The sequence below is a fragment of the Leisingera sp. McT4-56 genome (genome assembly GCF_020514995.1).
GTDB lineage: Bacteria > Pseudomonadota > Alphaproteobacteria > Rhodobacterales > Rhodobacteraceae > Leisingera > Leisingera aquaemixtae_A.
The window spans coordinates 101499-119673 of record NZ_JAJALF010000006.1 but is presented as its reverse complement, the minus strand read 5'-3'; the positions used below and the strand labels follow the sequence as shown (position 1 = coordinate 119673).

Below are 18175 nucleotides of genomic sequence, written 5' to 3'. Positions count from 1 at the left end.
CTGGATCGCAGGAAAATCAGCGGCACCGTCAAGGCACCTTTTAGCGTGCATTTTGCCTATTCAGCACAAGCGGAGGCGGGAAATTCATGTTCTGTAAAGCCTGCTGCGCAATATTAACGCAAACGCCGTTTGACTGGGGACCATCATGACACACCGGCCCGCCGGAAAGCTTCTTTCCAAGCTCAAGACCCTGCTGCTGCTGCCCTTGATGCTGGCAGCGGCTGCGCTGTCGGCCTGGGCCGTTTATTCCGTCCCTTCGCCCATCGTGGACCGGATGCTGGAAGCGGACCTGCGCAAGCAAGCCGACACCTGGCGGCGGGCGGTTCTGCTGCACCTTTCAAACAGCAAGGACGCTTTTGTGCTCGGCGAACTGGATGAGCACGACCGGGAATATCTGAACCTGGTGCCGAAAACCTCGGACGTGTACCGGCTGAAACTGTTCGAGTCGGACGGGACTATTTTCTGGTCCACCCGCGCCGAGGAAATCGGCCAGCGGAACACCAAGGAGTATTTCCAGACCGCCGTCTCGCAGGGCGTCGTCTACTACAAGCATGAAGAAAAGCCCGCGACCGAGGTGGACGGGCTGATGACCGCTGTCAATCCCGACGGCTCCATCCCGAACCGCGAGGTGGCCGAAGTCTATTCCCCGGTCATGCACGATGGCATTTTCATCGGGGCGATCGAGTTCTACTCGGACATTACCGATGTGCGGAACACCTTCATTTCCCGTGTCCGCATGTCTCTGGCGCTGATTTCGCTGGTGACAGTGACGGCGATGGCCATCGTGTCGGCGGTTGTTTTCAAATCCAACCGCCGCAGCCTGCGCCAGGTTGAGGAGCGGTCTGCCAAGGATCAGGAGATCATGGCAAACCAGCTGCAGCTGGCGCGGGAAGTGAAGCTGTTGGGCGAGCTGAACGAATGGCTGCAGTCCTGCCGCTCGCTGGGTGAGCTGTTTGACATGGTGTCCGAGTTCATGAGCCATCTGCTGCCGGATTCCGAGGGCAGCATCTATGTGTTTTCCAATTCGCGCGACGTGCTGGACGGCTGTGCCAGCTGGAACGGCGGCAGCCACAAGGACCACATCCAGCCGGGCGAATGCTGGGGGCTGCGCCGCGGCCGGACCTATGAGTTCGGCGCCTCGGAAGTGGAGTTCACCTGCGCCCACGCGGAACCGCATGACGGTCGGCCCTATTTCTGCTTCCCGATCCTGGCGCATGGCGAGACCGTCGGCCTGATGCACCTGCGGTCGCGGCCGAGCCGGGCCGGTGATTTCTCCGGCTGCAAGCAGCTGGCGCAGATGTGCGCGGAGCAGATCAGCATGGCGATTGCCAACGTGCGGATGCGCGACCAGCTGCACGACCAGTCCGTGCGCGACCCGCTGACCGGCCTGTTCAACCGCCGCCACATGACCGAGTGCCTGCGCAAATTCGTGGGTGCCAGCCAGAGCCGCGGACGGCCGCTGAGCGTGGTGTCCATCGACGTCGACCACTTCAAGAAATTCAATGACAATCACGGCCATGATGCAGGCGACATGGTGCTGCGGGCCGTGGGCACGGCGCTGGAGCAGGCCTGTGACGGCGAAGAGGTGGCTTGCCGTCCCGGCGGCGAGGAATTTGCGCTGCTGCTGCCGGGCGTGCACCCGGAGGATGCCGTCACCAAGGCGGAGCTGCTGCGGCAGGCCGTCGAGGACGTGGTGGTGCGCTACGGCGAAAAGGCGCTGCCGCGGATATCCATCTCGCTGGGCGTTGCCCATTACCCAGCGCATGGCACCATGCCGCAGGATCTGCTGCGCGCCTCCGACGAGGCGCTGTACGAGGCCAAGGCCAAGGGGCGCAACCAGGTCTGCGTTGCCGAGGGAACGGCGGCGGCACCGCGCAATCCGCCGGCACAGATCGCCGCCGCCGGCAGCGCTCAGGACAAGGACGCAGCGGCCTAGGCGCCGCAAGAAGCCGGGGCCGCTGGCCGGTTCCGGCGCTTTTTCTTGCACTCTCCTGACGGCCGCGTACCAATAGCTGCATGGATTTGCATCAGAATTACCCGGGCCTTAGCGATCTGAAAGACCGCGCCAGACAGCGGCTGCCGAAGTTCGTCTGGGAGTATCTGGACAGCGGCACCGGCACTGAGGCCGCCAAGGCGCAGAACCGCACCGGGCTGGACAGGATCGGCATGCTGCCGTCGGTGCTGCACGGGCCGCTGGAGACGGATCTGTCGATTGAGCTTCTGGGGGCCGCATACGCCTGCCCTTTTGGCGTGGCGCCCGTCGGCATGTCCGGCCTGATCTGGCCCGATGCCGAGGGCATCCTGGCCCGCAGCGCCGCCGCCGCGGGCATCCCCTATTGCCTGTCCACCGTGGCCAGCCAGATGCCGGAGGATCTGGCGCCGCATCTGGGCAAGGATGCTTGGTTTCAGCTCTACCCGCCCAAGGATGAGGGCATCCGCAGCGACCTGCTGGCGCGGGCGCGGGATGCGGGGTTCCGCACCCTGGTGCTGACGGTGGATGTGCCGGTCGCCTCGCGCCGGGAACGGCAGACCCGCTCCGGCCTGACGCAGCCGCCCCGGCTGACCCCGCGGCTCTTGGCACAGATCGCGCTGCGGCCCGCCTGGGCACTGGGAATGGCCCGGGCCGGGATGCCGCACATGCGGACGCTGGATAAATACATCAGCGGCGATCAGGCTAACCTGCCGCCAACCGCGCATATCGGCTATCTGCTGCGGACCTCGCCCGACTGGGCCTATGTCGACTGGTTGCGGCGCAACTGGGACGGGCCGTTCATCATCAAGGGCGTGCAGCGGGCCGAAGATGCGCGGCGGCTGCAAGAGGCGGGCGCCGACGCGATCTGGCTGTCCAACCACGGCGGCCGACAGTTCGACGGCTGCCCGCCCGCCATCAGCCTGCTGCCGGAGGTGCGCGAGGCCGTTACCGTTCCTGTCATTTTCGACAGCGGCATCGAGGGCGGGCTGGACATCCTGCGGGCGCTGGCGCTGGGGGCGGATTTCATCATGCTGGGGCGCGCCTTCCACTATGCGCTGGCCGCCTTGGGAGAGGCCGGTCCGGCGCATCTGATCAGCATTCTGACCAAGGATCTGGAAGCCAATATGGGCCAGCTGGGCCTGTCCAGCCTGACGGAGGCGCGCAGCCTGCAGCTGCGGAAATTGGCCTGACTGCACTGCCGGCCGGCGCATTTCGTGCAAAACCGGGAAAATTGCGCCAAAATGACGCATCCGCAACGTCATATTTTCGCTGCGGCGCGGAAAAAATAGTTACAAAACCATGCTGCAGATGCAAAATTTTGGCGGAATCTGTAAATGTTAGCAGATTGGGCGGCTGGACCCGCCTGACAGCCGGAATGGGCAAAACGCGGATCAGGAATGGAAAAACAGGCCGCTTGAGAGCGCAATCATGCCGGAAATACCCAGAACTACGTCTATACCAGCCGCTAATATCCGCCTAACACTGCACCAACTTGCACGGACCCCGAGGGTGAAATGACCGACTTCAAAAAAATCCTGATTGCCAACCGTGGCGAGATCGCGATCCGCGTGATGCGCGCAGCCAACGAGATGGGCAAGCGCACCGTCGCCGTCTATGCCGAGGAAGACAAGCTCGGCCTGCACCGGTTCAAGGCGGACGAGGCCTACCGCATCGGCGAAGGCATGGGCCCGGTTGCGGCTTACCTGTCGATCGACGAGATCATCCGGGTGGCCAAGGAAAGCGGCGCCGATGCGATCCACCCCGGGTACGGCCTGCTGTCCGAGAACCCGGATTTCGTGGACGCTTGCGCCCGCAATGGCATCACCTTCATCGGCCCCAAGGCCGAAACCATGCGCGCCCTTGGCGACAAGGCCTCTGCCCGCAAGGTGGCAATTGCCGCCGGCGTGCCGGTGATTCCGGCAACCGAGGTGCTGGGCGACGACATGGACGCGATCCGCAAGGAAGCGGCCGAGATCGGCTACCCGCTGATGCTGAAAGCCTCCTGGGGCGGCGGCGGCCGCGGCATGCGTCCGATCCATGCCGAGAAGGAGCTGGAAGAGAAAGTGCTGGAAGGCCGCCGCGAGGCGGAAGCCGCATTCGGCAACGGCGAGGGCTATCTGGAGAAGATGATCACCCGCGCCCGCCACGTCGAGGTGCAGATCCTGGGCGACAAGCACGGCGAGATCTATCACCTGTACGAACGGGACTGCTCGGTTCAGCGCCGCAACCAGAAAGTGGTTGAGCGCGCCCCTGCCCCGTACCTGAGCGAAGAACAGCGCGCGGAACTGTGCGACCTGGGCCGCAAGATCTGCCAGCACGTGAACTATGAATGCGCGGGCACCGTCGAATTCCTGATGGATATGAACGACGGCAAGTTCTACTTCATCGAAGTGAACCCGCGGGTGCAGGTGGAGCATACCGTGACCGAAGAGGTCACCGGCATCGACATCGTGCAGGCGCAGATCCTGATCGCCGAAGGCAAGACCATTGCCGAGGCCACCGGCAAGGCCAGCCAGGACGATATCCGCCTGAACGGCCACGCGCTGCAGACCCGCGTCACCACCGAAGATCCGCTGAACAATTTCATCCCGGACTACGGCCGCATCACCGCCTACCGTTCCGCCACCGGCATGGGCATCCGCCTGGACGGCGGCACCGCATACGCGGGCGGCGTGATCACCCGCTACTATGACTCGCTGCTGACCAAGGTGACCGCCTGGGCGCCGACCCCGGAAAAGGCGATTGCCCGCATGGACCGCGCGCTGCGCGAATTCCGGGTCCGCGGTGTTTCCACCAACATCGCGTTTGTCGAAAACCTGCTGAAGCACCCGACCTTCCTGTCGAATGAATACACCACCAAGTTCATCGACGAGACACCGGACCTGTTCCAGTTCAAGAAGCGCCGCGACCGCGGCACCAAGGTGCTGACCTATATCGCGGACATCACCGTGAACGGCCACCCGGAGACCGAAGGCCGGGCCGCCCCCGCCGCCGACCTGAAGGAGCCGCGCGCACCGAAGGCGGAAGTGGGCAACCTGCCCTATGGCACCCGCAACCTGCTGGAGCAGAAGGGCGCCCAGGCGGTGGCCGATTGGATGAAGTCGCAGCGCCAGCTCTTGCTGACCGACACCACCATGCGCGACGGCCACCAGTCCCTGCTGGCGACCCGGATGCGCTCGATCGACATGATCAAGGTGGCGCCGGCCTATGCGCAGAACCTGAGTCAGCTATTCTCGGTCGAGTGCTGGGGCGGTGCGACCTTTGATGTGGCCTACCGCTTTTTGCAGGAATGCCCCTGGCAGCGCCTGCGCGACCTGCGCGAGCGGATGCCGAACCTGATGACCCAGATGCTGCTGCGCGCCTCCAACGGCGTCGGCTACACCAACTATCCGGACAATGTGGTGCAGGAGTTCGTGCGCCAGGCGGCAACCACCGGCGTCGACGTGTTCCGCGTATTCGACTCGCTGAACTGGGTCGAGAACATGCGCGTTGCCATGGACGCAGTGGTCGAGAGCGGCAAGGTCTGCGAAGGCACCATCTGCTATACCGGCGATATCCTGGACCCGAACCGCGCCAAGTACGACCTCAAGTACTATGTCGGCATGGCGAAAGAGCTGGAAGCCGCCGGCGCCCACATCCTGGGCCTGAAGGACATGGCAGGCCTGTTGAAGCCTGCCGCTGCCCGCCAGTTGGTCAAGGCGCTGAAGGAAGAGGTCGGCCTGCCGGTCCACTTCCACACCCACGACACCTCCGGTGTGGCCGGTGCCACCATCCTGGCTGCGGCGGATGCCGGCGTGGATGCGGTGGATGCGGCGATGGACGCCTTCTCCGGCGGCACCTCGCAGCCCTGCCTGGGCTCCATCGTCGAGGCGCTGCGCAACACCGACCGCGACACCGGCATCGATATCGCCAAGGTGCGCGAGATCTCCGGCTACTGGGAACAGGTGCGGGCGCAGTATGCGGCGTTCGAAAGCGGCCTGCAGGCCCCGGCCTCCGAGGTCTACCTGCACGAGATGCCGGGCGGCCAGTTCACCAACCTGAAGGCGCAGGCGCGCAGCCTGGGGCTGGAAGAGAAATGGGCTGACGTGGCGCAGACCTATGCCGACGTGAACCAGATGTTCGGCGATATCGTGAAAGTGACCCCCTCGTCCAAGGTGGTTGGCGACATGGCGCTGATGATGGTCTCCCAGGGCCTGACCCGCGATGAGGTCGAAAACCCGGAAACCGACGTGGCCTTCCCCGACTCGGTGGTCGACATGATGCGCGGCAACTTGGGCCAGCCCCCGGGCGGCTTCCCGGAAGGTATCGTGTCCAAGGTTCTGAAGGGCGAAGCGCCCAACACCGAACGCCCGGGCAAGCATCTGGAGCCGGTGAATCTGGAAGCGGTCCGCGCGGAGCTGTCGAAGGAGCTGGAAGGCTTCAAGGTCGATGACGAGGACCTGAACGGCTACCTGATGTATCCGAAGGTGTTCCTCGACTACATGGGCCGCCACCGCCAGTACGGCCCGGTGCGCACCCTGCCAACCAAGACTTTCTTCTATGGCATGGAGCCAGGTGAGGAGATCACCGCCGAGATCGATCCGGGCAAGACCCTGGAAATCCGCCTGCAGGCGATTTCCGAGACCGACGAGAAGGGCGAAGTGAAGGTCTTCTTCGAGCTGAACGGCCAGCCCCGCGTGATCCGGGTGCCGAACCGTCTGGTCAAGGCCTCGACCGAAGTCCGCGCCAAGGCGGAAGCAGGCAACCCGAACCACGTCGGCGCGCCGATGCCGGGTGTTGTGGCCTCTGTCGCGGTGCAGGTGGGCCAGCAGGTGCACGAAGGCGACATGCTGCTGACCATCGAAGCGATGAAGATGGAAACCGGCATCCACGCAGAGCGCGACGCGGTTGTGAAGGCCGTGCACGTTCAGGCCGGCGGCCAGATCGACGCCAAGGATCTGCTGGTCGAGCTGGAATAAGCCGGCCGGAAAGCGCTAAAGTTGAAGCTGCGGCCAGCCCTTGGCCGCAGCTTTTTCTTTTGTGGAGTTTCAAAGGATCAGGCCTCTGATTTTCGCCGCTTTCGTTGCACTTTCCCCTGCCGCAGCATTTGCCGGGGACCCCGTCATCCAGTTCGAGACTGAGGACACGGAAATGAACGCCGCCATCGGCTCGGCGCTAAGCTCGATGGATGCCTTTCTCAGCCATGTTCTGGACAGCCAGGGCAATGCAGCTGACGGGGCATTGGTCAAAGTGGCGCTGGAGACCAGCTATGGCCATGAGAAACATCTGGGTGGACCAATTCACCGTTGCCAGCGGCGGCGGCATGACCGGCAAGCTGGCGAATGAACCGAATGACCTGCCGGGCAAGCATTTCGGCGACACCGTTGAATTTGACCGGGCAAACCTGCGCGACTGGAGCGTGTTCCTTGACGGGAAACTGTACGGCAACTTCACCACACGGGTGATGATACCGCATCTGGATGCAGACAGCCGGGCGCAGCTTGAACAAGTCCTGTCAGCAACCCCTGTGCCTCAGGACTGGTAAACAGGCCGCTGGCGGAGAAAGCCCGCCTTACGGGCTTTTCAATCACCGGACCGGCATCACGAAACGAGCGTTTCAGGATCAGGCGTTCAACACAGCGGTTGCCGGAAGTGTCCTGGTTTCGACTGGAACCGGCTTGAGCTGCTCAATCGGGCCGGCCCAGCTGTCCGCTTGCGGTGCGCTGCGGTGCTCACCGCTGTGCACCAGCAGACCCAGGGCAATCGCAACACCCAGGCTGGCGATCCGCAGGTAATCCTTGCAAGGCACGGGCTCAATCTCCCCTGAAGTTCCTCTTGTTTGACTGTCAAACGCACATCCTCTGCCTTTCCGTCGCGGCCCGGGCAGATTTTTTTCACCCGCCGCCGATTTTCCACTTGCAGCGGGCGGGTGGAGACCCTATTTCACCGCTCACCGGATGGCAGCGCGGGCGTAGCTCAGGGGTAGAGCATTACCTTGCCAAGGTAAGGGTCGTGAGTTCGAATCTCATCGCCCGCTCCATCGGGAAAACGGACAGGCCGCCTTCGGGGCGGCCTTTCGCTTTTCAGCATTTCCGCATAGTCTGGCCGGGTGCAGAAAACCTTGTGCGGAATCGCTTTACCGCATAGGAACAGAGCAAGAACAGAAACGGACAGGCAGAGCAGAATGCTGACATCGGTAGAACTATGCGCAGGTGCGGGCGGCCAGGCCCTCGGTCTCGAGGCGGCGGGCTTTGACCACACGGCGCTGGTTGAGATCGACAAGCACTGCTGCGCGACCCTGCGCCACAACCGCCCCGCGTGGAACGTGCTGGAAGAGGACGTGCGCAAGTTCAAGGACGTCGCGGGCGACTACAAGGGCATCGACCTGTTGGCCGGCGGGCTGCCCTGCCCGCCGTTTTCCGTCGCCGGCAAGCAGCTGGGCGAGAAGGACGAGCGCAACCTGTTCGATGATGCGATCGAGATTGTGGATTCGACCCGCCCCCGCGCGGTGATGATCGAGAACGTGCGCGGCTTTCTGGATGCGGTGTTCCATGACTACCGCGAGAAGCTGAAAAAGCAGCTGTCGAAGCTGGGCTATGAAACCGACTGGCGCCTGCTGAATGCCTCCGATTTCGGTGTGCCGCAACTGCGGCCGCGGGTGGCGATCGTTGCCCTGCGCAAGGAATTTGCCGGCCAGTTCAACTGGCCCGAACCGCTGCCGCACAACCCGCCGACCGTTGGTGCAACCCTGATCGACCTGATGAAGGAGCGCGGCTGGCGCGGGGCGGATGATTGGGCCGCCAAGGCGGATGAGATTGCGCCGACCATCGTCGGCGGCTCCAAGAAACACGGGGGGCCCGATTTGGGGCCGACCCGCGCGCGGCGCGCCTGGGCGGCGCTGGGGGTTGAGGGGCGCACCATCGCAAATGAAGCCCCGGATCCGTTCCACAACGACATGCCGCGCCTAACGGTGCGGATGGTGGCGCGCATTCAGGGCTTCCCGGACGCATGGCATTTCACCGGCGCCAAGACCAATGCCTACCGCCAGGTCGGCAACGCCTTCCCGCCGCCGGTGGCAGAGGCGGTGGCGCGTGAGTTGAAGGCGGCGATTGCCAAGCCGAAGCTGCATGCTGTGCGGGCATAAAGCCTCTCTCTTATCTCAGAGCCAAGGGCAGCGCCCGGCCCGGCGCGGTGGAAGCGTCGCGCCCGTCCCATGGGGGGCGGGACGGGCGCTGCCCGGCCTTGCGGCCGGGCGTGGACATTCATGAAACAGAAACTTCCCGACAGCCTTGTGCTCCCCGGCCATCCGGATTTTGGCGTCCTCTTTCCGCTGGCGGAGGAGATCACCACCCGTGCCGGCGGAGCGCTGGCGCTGGAATACGATGTGCCGCAGATGCTGCGCCAATGCATCGACGATGTGATCATGACGCCCAAGACCGGGCGGCGCGCTTATGAAGAGCTGGAGAAGACCGAAAAGACCTATATCGGCACCCGGGTCGAGATCGAGCTGCGGGCGCTGCTGAAGCTGCGCAAGGGGCGGCTGGACACAGAAATCCTGGGCCAGGATGTCGACATCAAGCACACGATGGGCGGCAACTGGATGATCCCCACCGAGGCGATTGATTGCGCCTGCCTGCTGGTCGCAGCGGATGAAGTGCGGGCGCGCTGCTATCTGGGGCTGATCATCGCCCGGCCGGAATACCTGACCCAAGGCCAGAACAAGGATGCCAAGCGCAGCATTTCAGCCGAGGGGTTCCGCCATATCCTGTGGCTGCTGAAGGACCAGCCCTACCCCGCCAATTTCTGGCGCACCGCGGATGAGGCGGCGGTGGAGCAGATCTTTGCGGGCGAGACCGGCAACGAGCGTATGGCGCGGCTGTTCCGGCTGATCCAGGGCCGCCCGGTTCCCCGCGACGTGGTTGAGGCGGTGGCGCAGCAGAAGGATTTCATGCGCCGCATCCGCGCCGACGGCGGCCATGGCACCCGCGACATGCTGGCGCGCGAGCGGATCGTGCTGCTGGAAGGCCAGAAGGATGCCCAGCTGATCAAAGCGCTGGGGCTGCCGCCCTGCCCGGCCAGCGCCTTCATTTCCTGCCGGATTGAAAACAGCTACCATGCCCGCATGGTGGAACAATCCAGGCACCACGTGGAATGGCCGACACCCTGACACCGGAACGGCGCAGCGCCAATATGGCCAAGATCCGCGCCAAGCACACCAAGCCGGAAATGCTGGTGCGGCGGATGGTGCATGGCATGGGCTACCGCTACCGCCTGCACCGCAAGGACCTGCCGGGCAAGCCCGACCTGGTGTTCGGGCCGCGCCGCAAGGTGATCTTTGTGCATGGCTGTTTCTGGCATCTGCATGACTGCCGCGCCGGGCGCATCCCGGCCTCGCGCCGCGACTATTGGGAGCCGAAGCTGCACCGGAATGCGGAGCGCGACGCCGAACATCTGACCGCGCTGCAGGCGGCGGGCTGGCAGGTGCTGACAATCTGGGAATGCGAGACCAAGGATCTTGCCGCCCTGAAAGACCGCCTCGCAGATTTCCTTACAGCGGCAGAATAATGCTTATCCACAGATACTTGCGAGGTTCTGAAAATTTCCTCTTGCGGCCCGTTTGGGAAAACCCTAAACACCGCCTCACCGAATGGCAGCGCGGGCGTAGCTCAGGGGTAGAGCATTACCTTGCCAAGGTAAGGGTCGTGAGTTCGAATCTCATCGCCCGCTCCATTCGAAAGCGGAACAGGCCGTCCTTCGGGGCGGCCTTTCGCTTTTCTGCACCGCGGCACCGGCGGCACTTTCTTCACTGAACTGTCATTTTCCGCTTGCGGCCTGCGCGCGGATTTCCTATTCACCGCGTCACCGGATGGCAGCGCGGGCGTAGCTCAGGGGTAGAGCATTACCTTGCCAAGGTAAGGGTCGTGAGTTCGAATCTCATCGCCCGCTCCATCGGGAAACGAAAAGGCCGCCCTCCGGGGCGGCCTTTCGCTTTTTCAAACGCCCTCGTGAAATTTGATCAAATTCCTTTGACGCGGGCTGAAAAACAAGCCAATGCTACTGCCAAACAATGCTCACGGGCAGATCATCGCAGGAGTTTGGCCATGGCCCCAGTCATCTATCCCACCACCAATTTCACCGCGACCGAACAGCTGTGCCTGGACCGCGGCGAAGGCATCTATGTCTATGACACGGACGGCAACAAATACATCGAAGGGCTGGCAGGCCTGTGGTGCACCTCGCTGGGCTACAGCAACACCGAGGTGATGGATGCAATCACCGAACAGCTTCACAAGCTGCCCTTCACCCACACCTTCGGCGGCAAGACCCACAAGCCGATCATGGAGCTGGCCGAGAAGCTGAAGGCGATGGTGCCGGTGGAGGATGCCTACATCTTCTTTGGCAACTCCGGCTCGGACGCCAATGACACCCACTACAAGATGCTGCGCTATTACTTCAACGCCATCGGCAAGCCGGAGAAGCGCAAGATCATCACCCGCGAGCGCGGTTATCACGGCGTGACGGTGGCGGCCGGTTCGCTGACTTCCCTGCCCGCGAATCTTGCGCATTTCGACGCGCCGCTGGAGGCGCTGCACATCCTGCGCTCGGACGCGCCGCATTATTACACAGGCCGCCAGGGGAATGAGACCGAGGAGCAGTTTGTCGACCGGATCATCAGCAACCTGGAACAGCAGATCCTGGCGGAAGACCCCGGCACCATCGCAGCGATGATTGTCGAGCCGATCACCGGCGCGTCCGGCGTGATCGTGCCGCCGGAGGGCTATTACGAGAAGCTGCAGGCGCTGTTGCGCAAGCATGGCATCCTGGTCTGGGCCGATGAGGTGATCTGCGGCTTCGGGCGCACCGGCGCCGATTTCGGCTGCACCACCATGGGCATCAAGCCCGACCTGATGACATTCGCCAAGCAGCTGAGTTCGGCCTATTTCCCGATCTCAGCCTCGGTCATCCCGGGTTACATGTATGAGGCGATGATTGACCAGACCAATGAGGTCGGCGTCTTCGGCCACGGCTACACCTATTCCGGCCACCCGGCGGCCTGCGCCGCGGCGCTGAAGACGCTGGAGATCTATGAGCGCGACAACCTGTTTGAGCACGCCGCGGACGTGGGCGCCTATATGCAGGCGCAGCTGCGCGAGATCTTCACCGATCATCCGCTGGTCGGCGAGGTGCGCGGCAAGGGGCTGATCGCAGCGCTGGAGCTGGTGTCGAACAAGACCACCGGTGCCAGCTTTGACAAAGGCGCAGCAGGCGCGGCGGCGCAGAAGGCCTGCCAGGAGAACGGGCTGATCCTGCGGGCGGTCGCGGGGAACGCGCTGGCGCTGTGCCCGCCGATCATCATCACCAAAGCCGAGGTGGACGACATGCTGGCGCGGATGAAGGCAGGTGTTGATACGGCGCATGCCGAATTGCAGGAACAGGGGCTGATCGCCGCCTGATCCCCCGCACTGGAAAAAGAAAACGCCCCGCACTGCGGGGCGTTTTTCTGTCTGCGGCCTGTGTTCCGGATGCCTCAGAACACCTTGTAGGTCATTGTGGTCAGCGACCGCTCGATCCCTTCGATCTGCAGCAGCTGGTCGTTGATGTATTTGCCAACATCCTCACCCGTCGGGATGTAGAGCTTCATCAGCAGGTCGAAGTTGCCGCTGGTGGAGTAAAGCTCGGAATGGATTTCGCGCAGGGCAATCTCCTCGGCCACCTTGTAGGTGGTGCCGGGTTTGCAGCGGATCTGGACAAAGACGCAGGTGGACATGGGTGCCCCTTTTGAATGGTCACGGATTTGCGCCCAAGCTCGCATGCGGCGCATCCGGGTGCAATAGGCCGGGATGGGACCAGGACAAGGCCGGGATTGCTGCAACAGATTGACCCCCATGCACAATGCCGCACTTGAGCCGTGCCCCCTGCCCGCCCTATAAGCGCGCGTGCAGCATGACGAAGGACAGCCCGCAATGCGTACCGCCAAAGTGACCCGCAAGACTGCGGAAACCGATATCTCTGTCGAGATCAACCTCGACGGCACCGGGGTTTATGACAACCAGACCGGGGTCGGCTTTTTCGACCATATGCTGGACCAGCTGGCGCGCCATTCGCTGATCGACATGACCATCCGCGCCAAGGGCGATTACCACATCGACGACCACCACACGGTGGAGGACACCGGCATCGCGCTGGGTCAGGCGCTGGTGCAGGCCCTAGGGGACAAGAAGGGCATCCGCCGCTACGGCGAATGCCACCTGCCGATGGATGACGCCCAGGTGCGCTGCGCGCTGGACCTGTCGGCGCGCCCCTTCCTGATCTGGAATGTTGAGCTGCCCACGCAAAAGATCGGCGCCTTTGACACCGAGCTGGTGCGCGAGTTCTTTCAGGCCCTGAGCACCCATGGCGGCATCACCCTGCACATCGACCAGCTGCACGGGTTCAACAGCCACCACATCGCCGAGGCGGCGTTCAAGGCGGTGGCCCGCGCGCTGCGGCTGGCGGTGGAGACCGACCCGCGCAAGGCGGACGCGATTCCGTCCACCAAGGGCGCGCTCTGAGATGCTGACCGCAATTATCGACTATGAATCCGGAAACCTGCACTCCGCCGAAAAGGCGTTCCAACGCATGGCGCGGGAAATGGATGCAGGCGAGGTCGTGGTGACCTCTGACGCCGATGTGGTGGCGCGGGCCGACCGGCTGGTGCTGCCCGGCGACGGCGCCTTCCCCGCCTGCGCGGCTGAGCTGCGCGGCCACAAGGGCATCTATGACGCCATGGTCGAAGCGGTGGAGCAGAAAGGCCGGCCGTTCCTGGGCATCTGCGTCGGCATGCAGCTGATGGCGACCACCGGGCATGAGTATGAGGATACACCGGGCCTAGGCTGGGTTGGCGGCGATGTGGTGAAGATCACGCCCGCGGATGCCTCCCTGAAGGTGCCGCATATGGGCTGGAACGATCTGGTGATCGACCACGCGCACCCGGTGTTTGACGGCATCCAGAGCGGCGATCACGTGTATTTCGTGCATTCCTACCATTTCCGGGTGGCGAATCCGGCGGAGCGGCTGGCGCATGTGGATTATGCCGGCGACGTGACCGCGGTCATCGGCCGGGACACGATGGTCGGCATGCAGTTCCATCCGGAGAAAAGCCAGGCCACTGGCTTGCGGATGATCGGCAACTTCCTGACCTGGAAACCGTAAGGGGACGGCGCTGAAGCGCCGTTGCCTCCGGCGGGAGTATTTGGGGAAAGATGAAAGCCGTGGCGTTCAGGCTGCAGCGGAGCGAAGGGAGACCGGCGCGACGCCGTAGGCCTTGCGGAAGGCGCGGGTGAAGCCCTCGGGGCTGGTGTAGGCATATCGGCGTGCCACTGCCTCCACCCGGTCGCCGCGTGCGAGGTCCTGATGCGCCAGAATCAGCCGCCAGCGGCGCAGGTAGCCGATCGGGGTTTCGCCCACCTCTGCCGCAAAGAGTTCCGCAAAGCGCGACAGCGACAGGCCTGCTTCCTGCGCCAGGTCGGCATTGGTCCAGAGGCGGCCCGGATGGTCATGCATCGCCACGATGGCCCGGCTGAGACGCGGGTCGGCGAGGCCCGCCAGCAGACCCGGCTCTGTCGCGCCTTTCCGGATCTGGTTGCGCAAAAGGCGCACCATCAGCACCTCGCCCAGCCGGTTGATCACCGATTGCGCGCCGCAGTGCTGGCCCTCTGCCTCGTCCCGCATCAGCCTGACCAGCCCCTGCGCCTCGGCATTGCCTGAAACGTCATACTCAACCACCGGCGGCAGGGCGGCCAGGAACGGGTTGCTTTGCCCCGACCATTCCACCCGCGCTGCCCACATGACCGCGCCCGGAGCCGGATCCGCCAACGGACCGCGGGTGCTGTAGAGGATCCGCACCGGCTCCCCTGCCGCGTCCGCCAGAGAGAGAAGGTTGGCCTCGCCCGGGTCAGCGGCCCGCACGGCGAGCTGGAATCGATCCATTAAAGTCGTGAGGCGGTCCATGTTTTCGGTGTTTCCATCAGGTTTTTCGGATTTATACGACAGTAAACTGCGCGATACATTGGGGCAAGCACCACCACTCACACAACTTCCCCCACCACTCACGAGGACCAATTGCATGCTGATCCCCCGCCAGAAGACCCCGGACCTGACCCTGCCGACACTGGACCACGGGCAGTTTGACCTGTCCTCGGAAACGGCCGAGCGCGGCACCGTGATCTGCTTCTACCGCGGTCTGCACTGCCCGATCTGCGCCACCTATCTGAAGGAGTTCGAGAAGAAGGTCGCAGCCTTTGCCGAGCGCGGCGTCAATTGCATCGCCATCAGCTCTGACGGCGAGGACCGCACACGTGCAATGGCCGACAAGATCGAAGCCAAGGAACTGCGGTTCGGGTACGGCCTGCCGCTGTCTGTGGCCAAAGAATGGGGGCTGTATATCTCTACTTCGCGCGGCAAGACCTCGATCGGGATTGAAGAGCCGGCGCTGTTTTCGGAACCCGGCCTGTTCCTGGTGACGCCGGAGCAGACGCTGTATTACGGCTCGGTGCAGACCATGCCGTTTGTGCGCCCGCATTTCGCCGAACTGGTGGCGGCGCTGGATTTTGCCATCCCCAACAACTACCCGGCGCGCGGCGAATACACGGGTGATGTGTAAGCGTCACAGCTGCCGCGGGGGCCGGTGCACTTCGCCGGTTTGAGCAATAGACAAGAGGTCCGCTTCGAGGCATACGGGGCGGACCTTTTGTCACTGCGGCAGCCCCTCCCTTGCATATCCGTTTCGAGAAATACGACCACGCCGAAGGCAAGCACCGCTATTGCCAGCTGAGCCTGACGCCGACGCTGTTCGGCGACTGGTGTGTTGAGCGTGTGTCCGGTCCGCTGAACGCGCCCGGCGGCGCGCTGAAGCGGACCTATTTTGCGGCGCACGCCGAGGCGCTGGCGATATTTGAAGGGTTCCGGGACAGGCAGCTGAAACGCGGCTATGCGCCGATCCCGGTGCAGCTGGGGCTGCTGTAGCGGCAGCCCCCGAGGCGGTTACTGGACCCGGGTCCAGGTTTGTTTCGAGCAGATCAGCCCGCCCGCGACGCAGCCCCGCAAGGCCAGGGAGCTGCCTGCCAGATCCATCTTGCCGATGTAGATCTTGTCGTTGGAGGGCCGCCAGACCTTGCCCTCATAGGAGCCGTCGCCGTTTGGCACCATGTCGATCACCAGCGTCTTGCCGATGTTGGGGGACTTGTACTCGCCTTCGCTGTTGAAGGTGCGGGCGATCTTGCCGCAGACCGCGGCACCGCATTGGGCCATCTGGATGTGGGCATAAGAGCCGTCGTCGGGTTGCGTTTTCCAGACGCCAAGCACCGGGTCCGCCGCCGCAGCGCCCGCCAGCCCCAATGCGACGGCCAAGCCTGCCAGAAGATGTTTCATTCCATTTCCTCCCTGTTTTTCAGGCAGCCTGTCCCTGATGCGGTCTTTGAGGCAAGGTTGACTTCGGGTCGCGTTGCATTTCAGACCGCGCTTGTGCAAAACACCGCCAGCTTGATTTCACGAAGGACCGCCAGGATGATCCTCTACCCCGCGATTGACCTCAAAGACGGCCAGGCCGTGCGCCTGCTGCATGGCGAGATGGACAAGACCACCGTGTTCAACGACAACCCCGCCGCACAGGCGCTGGAGTTTGTCGAGGCGGGTTGCGAGTGGCTGCATCTGGTGGACCTCAACGGTGCCTTTGCCGGCGAGCCGGTGAATGCGGCGCCGGTGGAGGAGATCCTGAAGCAGACCAAGGTGCCTGCGCAGCTGGGCGGCGGCATCCGCGACATGGCGACCATCGAGCGCTGGATCGACAAGGGGCTGGCACGGGTGATCCTGGGCACCGTGGCGGTGGAGAACCCGGATCTGGTACGCGAGGCGGCGCGGGAATTCCCCGGCAAGGTCGCGGTCGGCATCGACGCCCGCAACGGCAAGGTCGCAACCAAGGGCTGGGCCGAGGAAACCGACGTGATGGTGACCGACCTCGCCAAGTCCTTTGAGGACGCGGGCGTGGCCGCGATCATCTATACCGACATCCTGCGCGACGGCGCGATGAAGGGTCCAAACGTCGAAGCCACTGCCGATCTGGCAAATGCGGTCAGCATCCCGGTGATTGCCTCCGGCGGCGTGTCCTCGCTGGATGACCTCAGGGCGCTCAAATCCTGCGGCGCGCCGCTGAACGGTGCGATTTCGGGCCGGGCGCTGTATGATGGCGCCATTGACCTGAAAGAGGCGCTGGCGGTTCTGAAAGCCTGACGCCAGCCCGGTGAGCCCCGGCGAAAGGAAACCGCATGCGCCTTGTCCGCCGCATCCTTGCCGTCCTGACCATAGGGCCAATCGTGCTTTGGCTGTTGTGCATCGCGTTTGTGATGCTGCTGGGGTTCGGCTTTGATTGCGAAATCCACGAGGGGTTTGCCAACCCCTGCGTGGTGCTGGGCCGCGACATTGGAGAGACCGCCTATTCCATGGGGGTCTTTGCCGCCTGGGGGCCGCTGGTCTTTGGCCCGGTTTCGCTTGGGGCCGGGCTGCTGTGGGGCATCGCCATCGCGGTCTCGCGCTATTTGGCGTCCCGGCGCTGAGCCTATTCCGCCGCTTTTGCAGTCAGCTTGCCCAAGGCGCCCTGCATCTTGGCAACGAATTCTGCATCAGCGGGGATTTCGAGGCCGGAGAGCATTTCTGCCGGATCCTGATAGGTCAGCCAGACCTGGCCATCCGCATCCTGGTAAGCCAGAACCTTGAACGGCAGATAGAGCCCTGCCCGCATATCCGCCTGCATCGCCGGGGTGCCGAGCTTGGGGTTGCCGAAGATCAGGAGCTGCGATCCCGCCAGCTCCATCCCCGCCGCCTGCGCACCTGCGGCGTGATCCACCCGGGCAAAGACAGTGGCGCCCGCGCCCTCCACCGCGGCCTGCAGCGCGTCCATGGTCTCCGCCACGGGTTTCTGGCTTGGCACGGTCACCAGTTCGGCTGCGGCGGGAAGCGCTGAGGCGAGCGCAATGGCGCCTGCGAGGGGAAGAGATTTTTTCATAACAGATACTCAGGAAATCAGGGACATCTGCACATCATCGGGGCTGTCATCCCGCAGGGGCAATTCACTTCTGCGAGACCACCCGGTTCCGGCGGTTCCGTGCGGACCGCGCAAGAGGGCCGGACCAAAACGCGCAGCATCTGCCATATCTGTTGCGCTTGCCGCAGGCTTTGCGTACCCACGGG

Annotated in this window: 20 protein-coding genes and 3 tRNA genes; 18 read left to right on the top strand and 5 right to left on the bottom strand. The window is 63.7% G+C overall.

The genetic code is table 11. The annotated features are described in order from the left end of the window. The first annotated feature begins 145 nt into the window (after nucleotides 1-145). From LHL23_RS09630 to LHL23_RS09610, 5 genes are all read left to right on the top strand, one after another. A complete protein-coding gene (locus LHL23_RS09630; RefSeq protein WP_226429690.1) occupies nucleotides 146-1936 on the top strand; it encodes a sensor domain-containing diguanylate cyclase in 1791 nt (596 codons plus the stop codon). An 80-nt stretch (nucleotides 1937-2016) separates the two neighbouring features. Further along, complete coding sequence (locus tag LHL23_RS09625; protein WP_226429689.1) at nucleotides 2017-3162, top strand: alpha-hydroxy acid oxidase; 1146 nt, start codon at nucleotides 2017-2019, stop codon at nucleotides 3160-3162. Between the two features lie 324 nt (nucleotides 3163-3486). Further along, nucleotides 3487-6930 carry a pyruvate carboxylase gene (locus LHL23_RS09620; RefSeq protein ID WP_226429688.1) on the top strand — a complete coding sequence of 1148 codons (3444 nt, stop codon included), beginning with the start codon at nucleotides 3487-3489 and terminating at the stop codon, nucleotides 6928-6930. A 172-nt stretch (nucleotides 6931-7102) separates the two neighbouring features. Further along, nucleotides 7103-7297 carry a hypothetical protein gene (locus LHL23_RS09615; RefSeq protein WP_226429687.1) on the top strand — a complete coding sequence of 65 codons (195 nt, stop codon included), beginning with the start codon at nucleotides 7103-7105 and terminating at the stop codon, nucleotides 7295-7297. Beyond that, entirely contained in the window at nucleotides 7275-7496 is a 222-nt protein-coding gene (locus LHL23_RS09610; RefSeq protein ID WP_264181193.1) for a DUF2314 domain-containing protein, read from the top strand. Before LHL23_RS09615 ends, LHL23_RS09610 begins: the two co-directional genes overlap by 23 nt. A 78-nt stretch (nucleotides 7497-7574) precedes the next feature. On the opposite strand, the gene LHL23_RS09605 is transcribed toward LHL23_RS09610, so the two are convergent. Next, the gene (locus tag LHL23_RS09605; RefSeq protein WP_226429686.1) at nucleotides 7575-7760 is read right to left on the bottom strand and encodes a hypothetical protein; all 186 of its coding nucleotides are present in this window, start codon (nucleotides 7758-7760) and stop codon (nucleotides 7575-7577) included. A gap of 156 nt (nucleotides 7761-7916) precedes the next feature. Between LHL23_RS09605 and LHL23_RS09600 the strand changes: the two genes are divergently transcribed. The 7 genes from LHL23_RS09600 (at nucleotide 7917) to LHL23_RS09570 (ending at nucleotide 12405) form a co-directional block, all read left to right on the top strand. After that, nucleotides 7917-7991, top strand: a tRNA-Gly gene (locus tag LHL23_RS09600). Nucleotides 7992-8135: 144 nt separating this feature from the next. Then, a complete protein-coding gene (locus LHL23_RS09595; protein ID WP_222481039.1) occupies nucleotides 8136-9095 on the top strand; it encodes a DNA cytosine methyltransferase in 960 nt (319 codons plus the stop codon). Nucleotides 9096-9215: 120 nt separating this feature from the next. After that, the gene (locus LHL23_RS09590; protein ID WP_222481037.1) at nucleotides 9216-10118 is read left to right on the top strand and encodes a NaeI family type II restriction endonuclease; all 903 of its coding nucleotides are present in this window, start codon (nucleotides 9216-9218) and stop codon (nucleotides 10116-10118) included. Further along, nucleotides 10103-10516 carry a very short patch repair endonuclease gene (locus LHL23_RS09585; protein WP_226429685.1) on the top strand — a complete coding sequence of 138 codons (414 nt, stop codon included), beginning with the start codon at nucleotides 10103-10105 and terminating at the stop codon, nucleotides 10514-10516. The genes LHL23_RS09590 and LHL23_RS09585 overlap by 16 nt, the downstream gene beginning before the upstream one ends. Nucleotides 10517-10606: 90 nt before the next feature. After that, nucleotides 10607-10681 (top strand) — tRNA-Gly (locus LHL23_RS09580). Between the two features lie 144 nt (nucleotides 10682-10825). Next, nucleotides 10826-10900 (top strand) — tRNA-Gly (locus tag LHL23_RS09575). Nucleotides 10901-11052: 152 nt separating this feature from the next. After that, on the top strand, nucleotides 11053-12405 hold the full coding sequence (locus tag LHL23_RS09570; RefSeq protein ID WP_226429684.1) for an aminotransferase: 1353 nt from the start codon (nucleotides 11053-11055) through the stop codon (nucleotides 12403-12405). Between the two features lie 74 nt (nucleotides 12406-12479). Here the strand turns inward: LHL23_RS09570 and LHL23_RS09565 are convergent, their stop codons facing one another. Further along, nucleotides 12480-12719: an Lrp/AsnC family transcriptional regulator gene (locus LHL23_RS09565; RefSeq protein ID WP_039179418.1), complete on the bottom strand. Its 240-nt coding sequence runs from the start codon at nucleotides 12717-12719 to the stop codon at nucleotides 12480-12482. Nucleotides 12720-12915: 196 nt separating this feature from the next. On the opposite strand from LHL23_RS09565, the gene hisB reads away from it, so the two are divergent. Both hisB and hisH read left to right on the top strand, forming a co-directional pair. After that, nucleotides 12916-13503, top strand: a complete 588-nt coding sequence (gene hisB / locus LHL23_RS09560) for an imidazoleglycerol-phosphate dehydratase HisB (RefSeq protein WP_027236985.1) — start codon at nucleotides 12916-12918, stop codon at nucleotides 13501-13503. Nucleotide 13504: 1 nt separating this feature from the next. Continuing rightward, a complete protein-coding gene (hisH, locus tag LHL23_RS09555; RefSeq protein ID WP_065266277.1) occupies nucleotides 13505-14143 on the top strand; it encodes an imidazole glycerol phosphate synthase subunit HisH in 639 nt (212 codons plus the stop codon). A gap of 66 nt (nucleotides 14144-14209) precedes the next feature. Here hisH and LHL23_RS09550 read toward each other — a convergent pair whose 3' ends face one another. Next, on the bottom strand, nucleotides 14210-14941 hold the full coding sequence (locus LHL23_RS09550; RefSeq protein WP_226429683.1) for an AraC family transcriptional regulator: 732 nt from the start codon (nucleotides 14939-14941) through the stop codon (nucleotides 14210-14212). Nucleotides 14942-15056: 115 nt separating this feature from the next. Between LHL23_RS09550 and LHL23_RS09545 the strand changes: the two genes are divergently transcribed. Then, a complete protein-coding gene (locus LHL23_RS09545; RefSeq protein WP_222481027.1) occupies nucleotides 15057-15593 on the top strand; it encodes a peroxiredoxin-like family protein in 537 nt (178 codons plus the stop codon). A gap of 110 nt (nucleotides 15594-15703) precedes the next feature. Then, entirely contained in the window at nucleotides 15704-15955 is a 252-nt protein-coding gene (locus LHL23_RS09540) for a WGR domain-containing protein (RefSeq protein WP_226429682.1), read from the top strand. An 18-nt stretch (nucleotides 15956-15973) separates the two neighbouring features. Here LHL23_RS09540 and LHL23_RS09535 read toward each other — a convergent pair whose 3' ends face one another. Continuing rightward, nucleotides 15974-16360: a DUF2147 domain-containing protein gene (locus tag LHL23_RS09535; RefSeq protein ID WP_226429681.1), complete on the bottom strand. Its 387-nt coding sequence runs from the start codon at nucleotides 16358-16360 to the stop codon at nucleotides 15974-15976. Between the two features lie 135 nt (nucleotides 16361-16495). Between LHL23_RS09535 and hisA the strand changes: the two genes are divergently transcribed. Beyond that, a complete protein-coding gene (gene hisA / locus LHL23_RS09530) occupies nucleotides 16496-17218 on the top strand; it encodes a 1-(5-phosphoribosyl)-5-[(5-phosphoribosylamino)methylideneamino]imidazole-4-carboxamide isomerase (protein ID WP_039189700.1) in 723 nt (240 codons plus the stop codon). A 35-nt stretch (nucleotides 17219-17253) separates the two neighbouring features. Further along, the gene (locus LHL23_RS09525; RefSeq protein ID WP_226429680.1) at nucleotides 17254-17541 is read left to right on the top strand and encodes a hypothetical protein; all 288 of its coding nucleotides are present in this window, start codon (nucleotides 17254-17256) and stop codon (nucleotides 17539-17541) included. A 2-nt stretch (nucleotides 17542-17543) separates the two neighbouring features. On the opposite strand, the gene LHL23_RS09520 is transcribed toward LHL23_RS09525, so the two are convergent. After that, nucleotides 17544-17990: a DUF302 domain-containing protein gene (locus LHL23_RS09520; RefSeq protein WP_226429679.1), complete on the bottom strand. Its 447-nt coding sequence runs from the start codon at nucleotides 17988-17990 to the stop codon at nucleotides 17544-17546. Between the last annotated feature and the right edge of the window lie 185 nt (nucleotides 17991-18175).

Coding starts and splice junctions, on each gene's coding strand:
- LHL23_RS09630 (WP_226429690.1), top strand. CDS start 146: ATGACACACCGGCCCGCCGGAAAGCTTCTTTCCAAGCTCAAGACCCTG.
- LHL23_RS09625 (WP_226429689.1), top strand. CDS start 2,017: ATGGATTTGCATCAGAATTACCCGGGCCTTAGCGATCTGAAAGACCGC.
- LHL23_RS09620 (WP_226429688.1), top strand. CDS start 3,487: ATGACCGACTTCAAAAAAATCCTGATTGCCAACCGTGGCGAGATCGCG.
- LHL23_RS09615 (WP_226429687.1), top strand. CDS start 7,103: ATGAACGCCGCCATCGGCTCGGCGCTAAGCTCGATGGATGCCTTTCTC.
- LHL23_RS09610 (WP_264181193.1), top strand. CDS start 7,275: ATGACCGGCAAGCTGGCGAATGAACCGAATGACCTGCCGGGCAAGCAT.
- LHL23_RS09595 (WP_222481039.1), top strand. CDS start 8,136: ATGCTGACATCGGTAGAACTATGCGCAGGTGCGGGCGGCCAGGCCCTC.
- LHL23_RS09590 (WP_222481037.1), top strand. CDS start 9,216: ATGAAACAGAAACTTCCCGACAGCCTTGTGCTCCCCGGCCATCCGGAT.
- LHL23_RS09585 (WP_226429685.1), top strand. CDS start 10,103: ATGGCCGACACCCTGACACCGGAACGGCGCAGCGCCAATATGGCCAAG.
- LHL23_RS09570 (WP_226429684.1), top strand. CDS start 11,053: ATGGCCCCAGTCATCTATCCCACCACCAATTTCACCGCGACCGAACAG.
- LHL23_RS09565 (WP_039179418.1), bottom strand. CDS start 12,719: ATGTCCACCTGCGTCTTTGTCCAGATCCGCTGCAAACCCGGCACCACC.
- hisB (WP_027236985.1), top strand. CDS start 12,916: ATGCGTACCGCCAAAGTGACCCGCAAGACTGCGGAAACCGATATCTCT.
- hisH (WP_065266277.1), top strand. CDS start 13,505: ATGCTGACCGCAATTATCGACTATGAATCCGGAAACCTGCACTCCGCC.
- LHL23_RS09550 (WP_226429683.1), bottom strand. CDS start 14,941: ATGGACCGCCTCACGACTTTAATGGATCGATTCCAGCTCGCCGTGCGG.
- LHL23_RS09545 (WP_222481027.1), top strand. CDS start 15,057: ATGCTGATCCCCCGCCAGAAGACCCCGGACCTGACCCTGCCGACACTG.
- LHL23_RS09535 (WP_226429681.1), bottom strand. CDS start 16,360: ATGAAACATCTTCTGGCAGGCTTGGCCGTCGCATTGGGGCTGGCGGGC.
- hisA (WP_039189700.1), top strand. CDS start 16,496: ATGATCCTCTACCCCGCGATTGACCTCAAAGACGGCCAGGCCGTGCGC.
- LHL23_RS09525 (WP_226429680.1), top strand. CDS start 17,254: ATGCGCCTTGTCCGCCGCATCCTTGCCGTCCTGACCATAGGGCCAATC.
- LHL23_RS09520 (WP_226429679.1), bottom strand. CDS start 17,990: ATGAAAAAATCTCTTCCCCTCGCAGGCGCCATTGCGCTCGCCTCAGCG.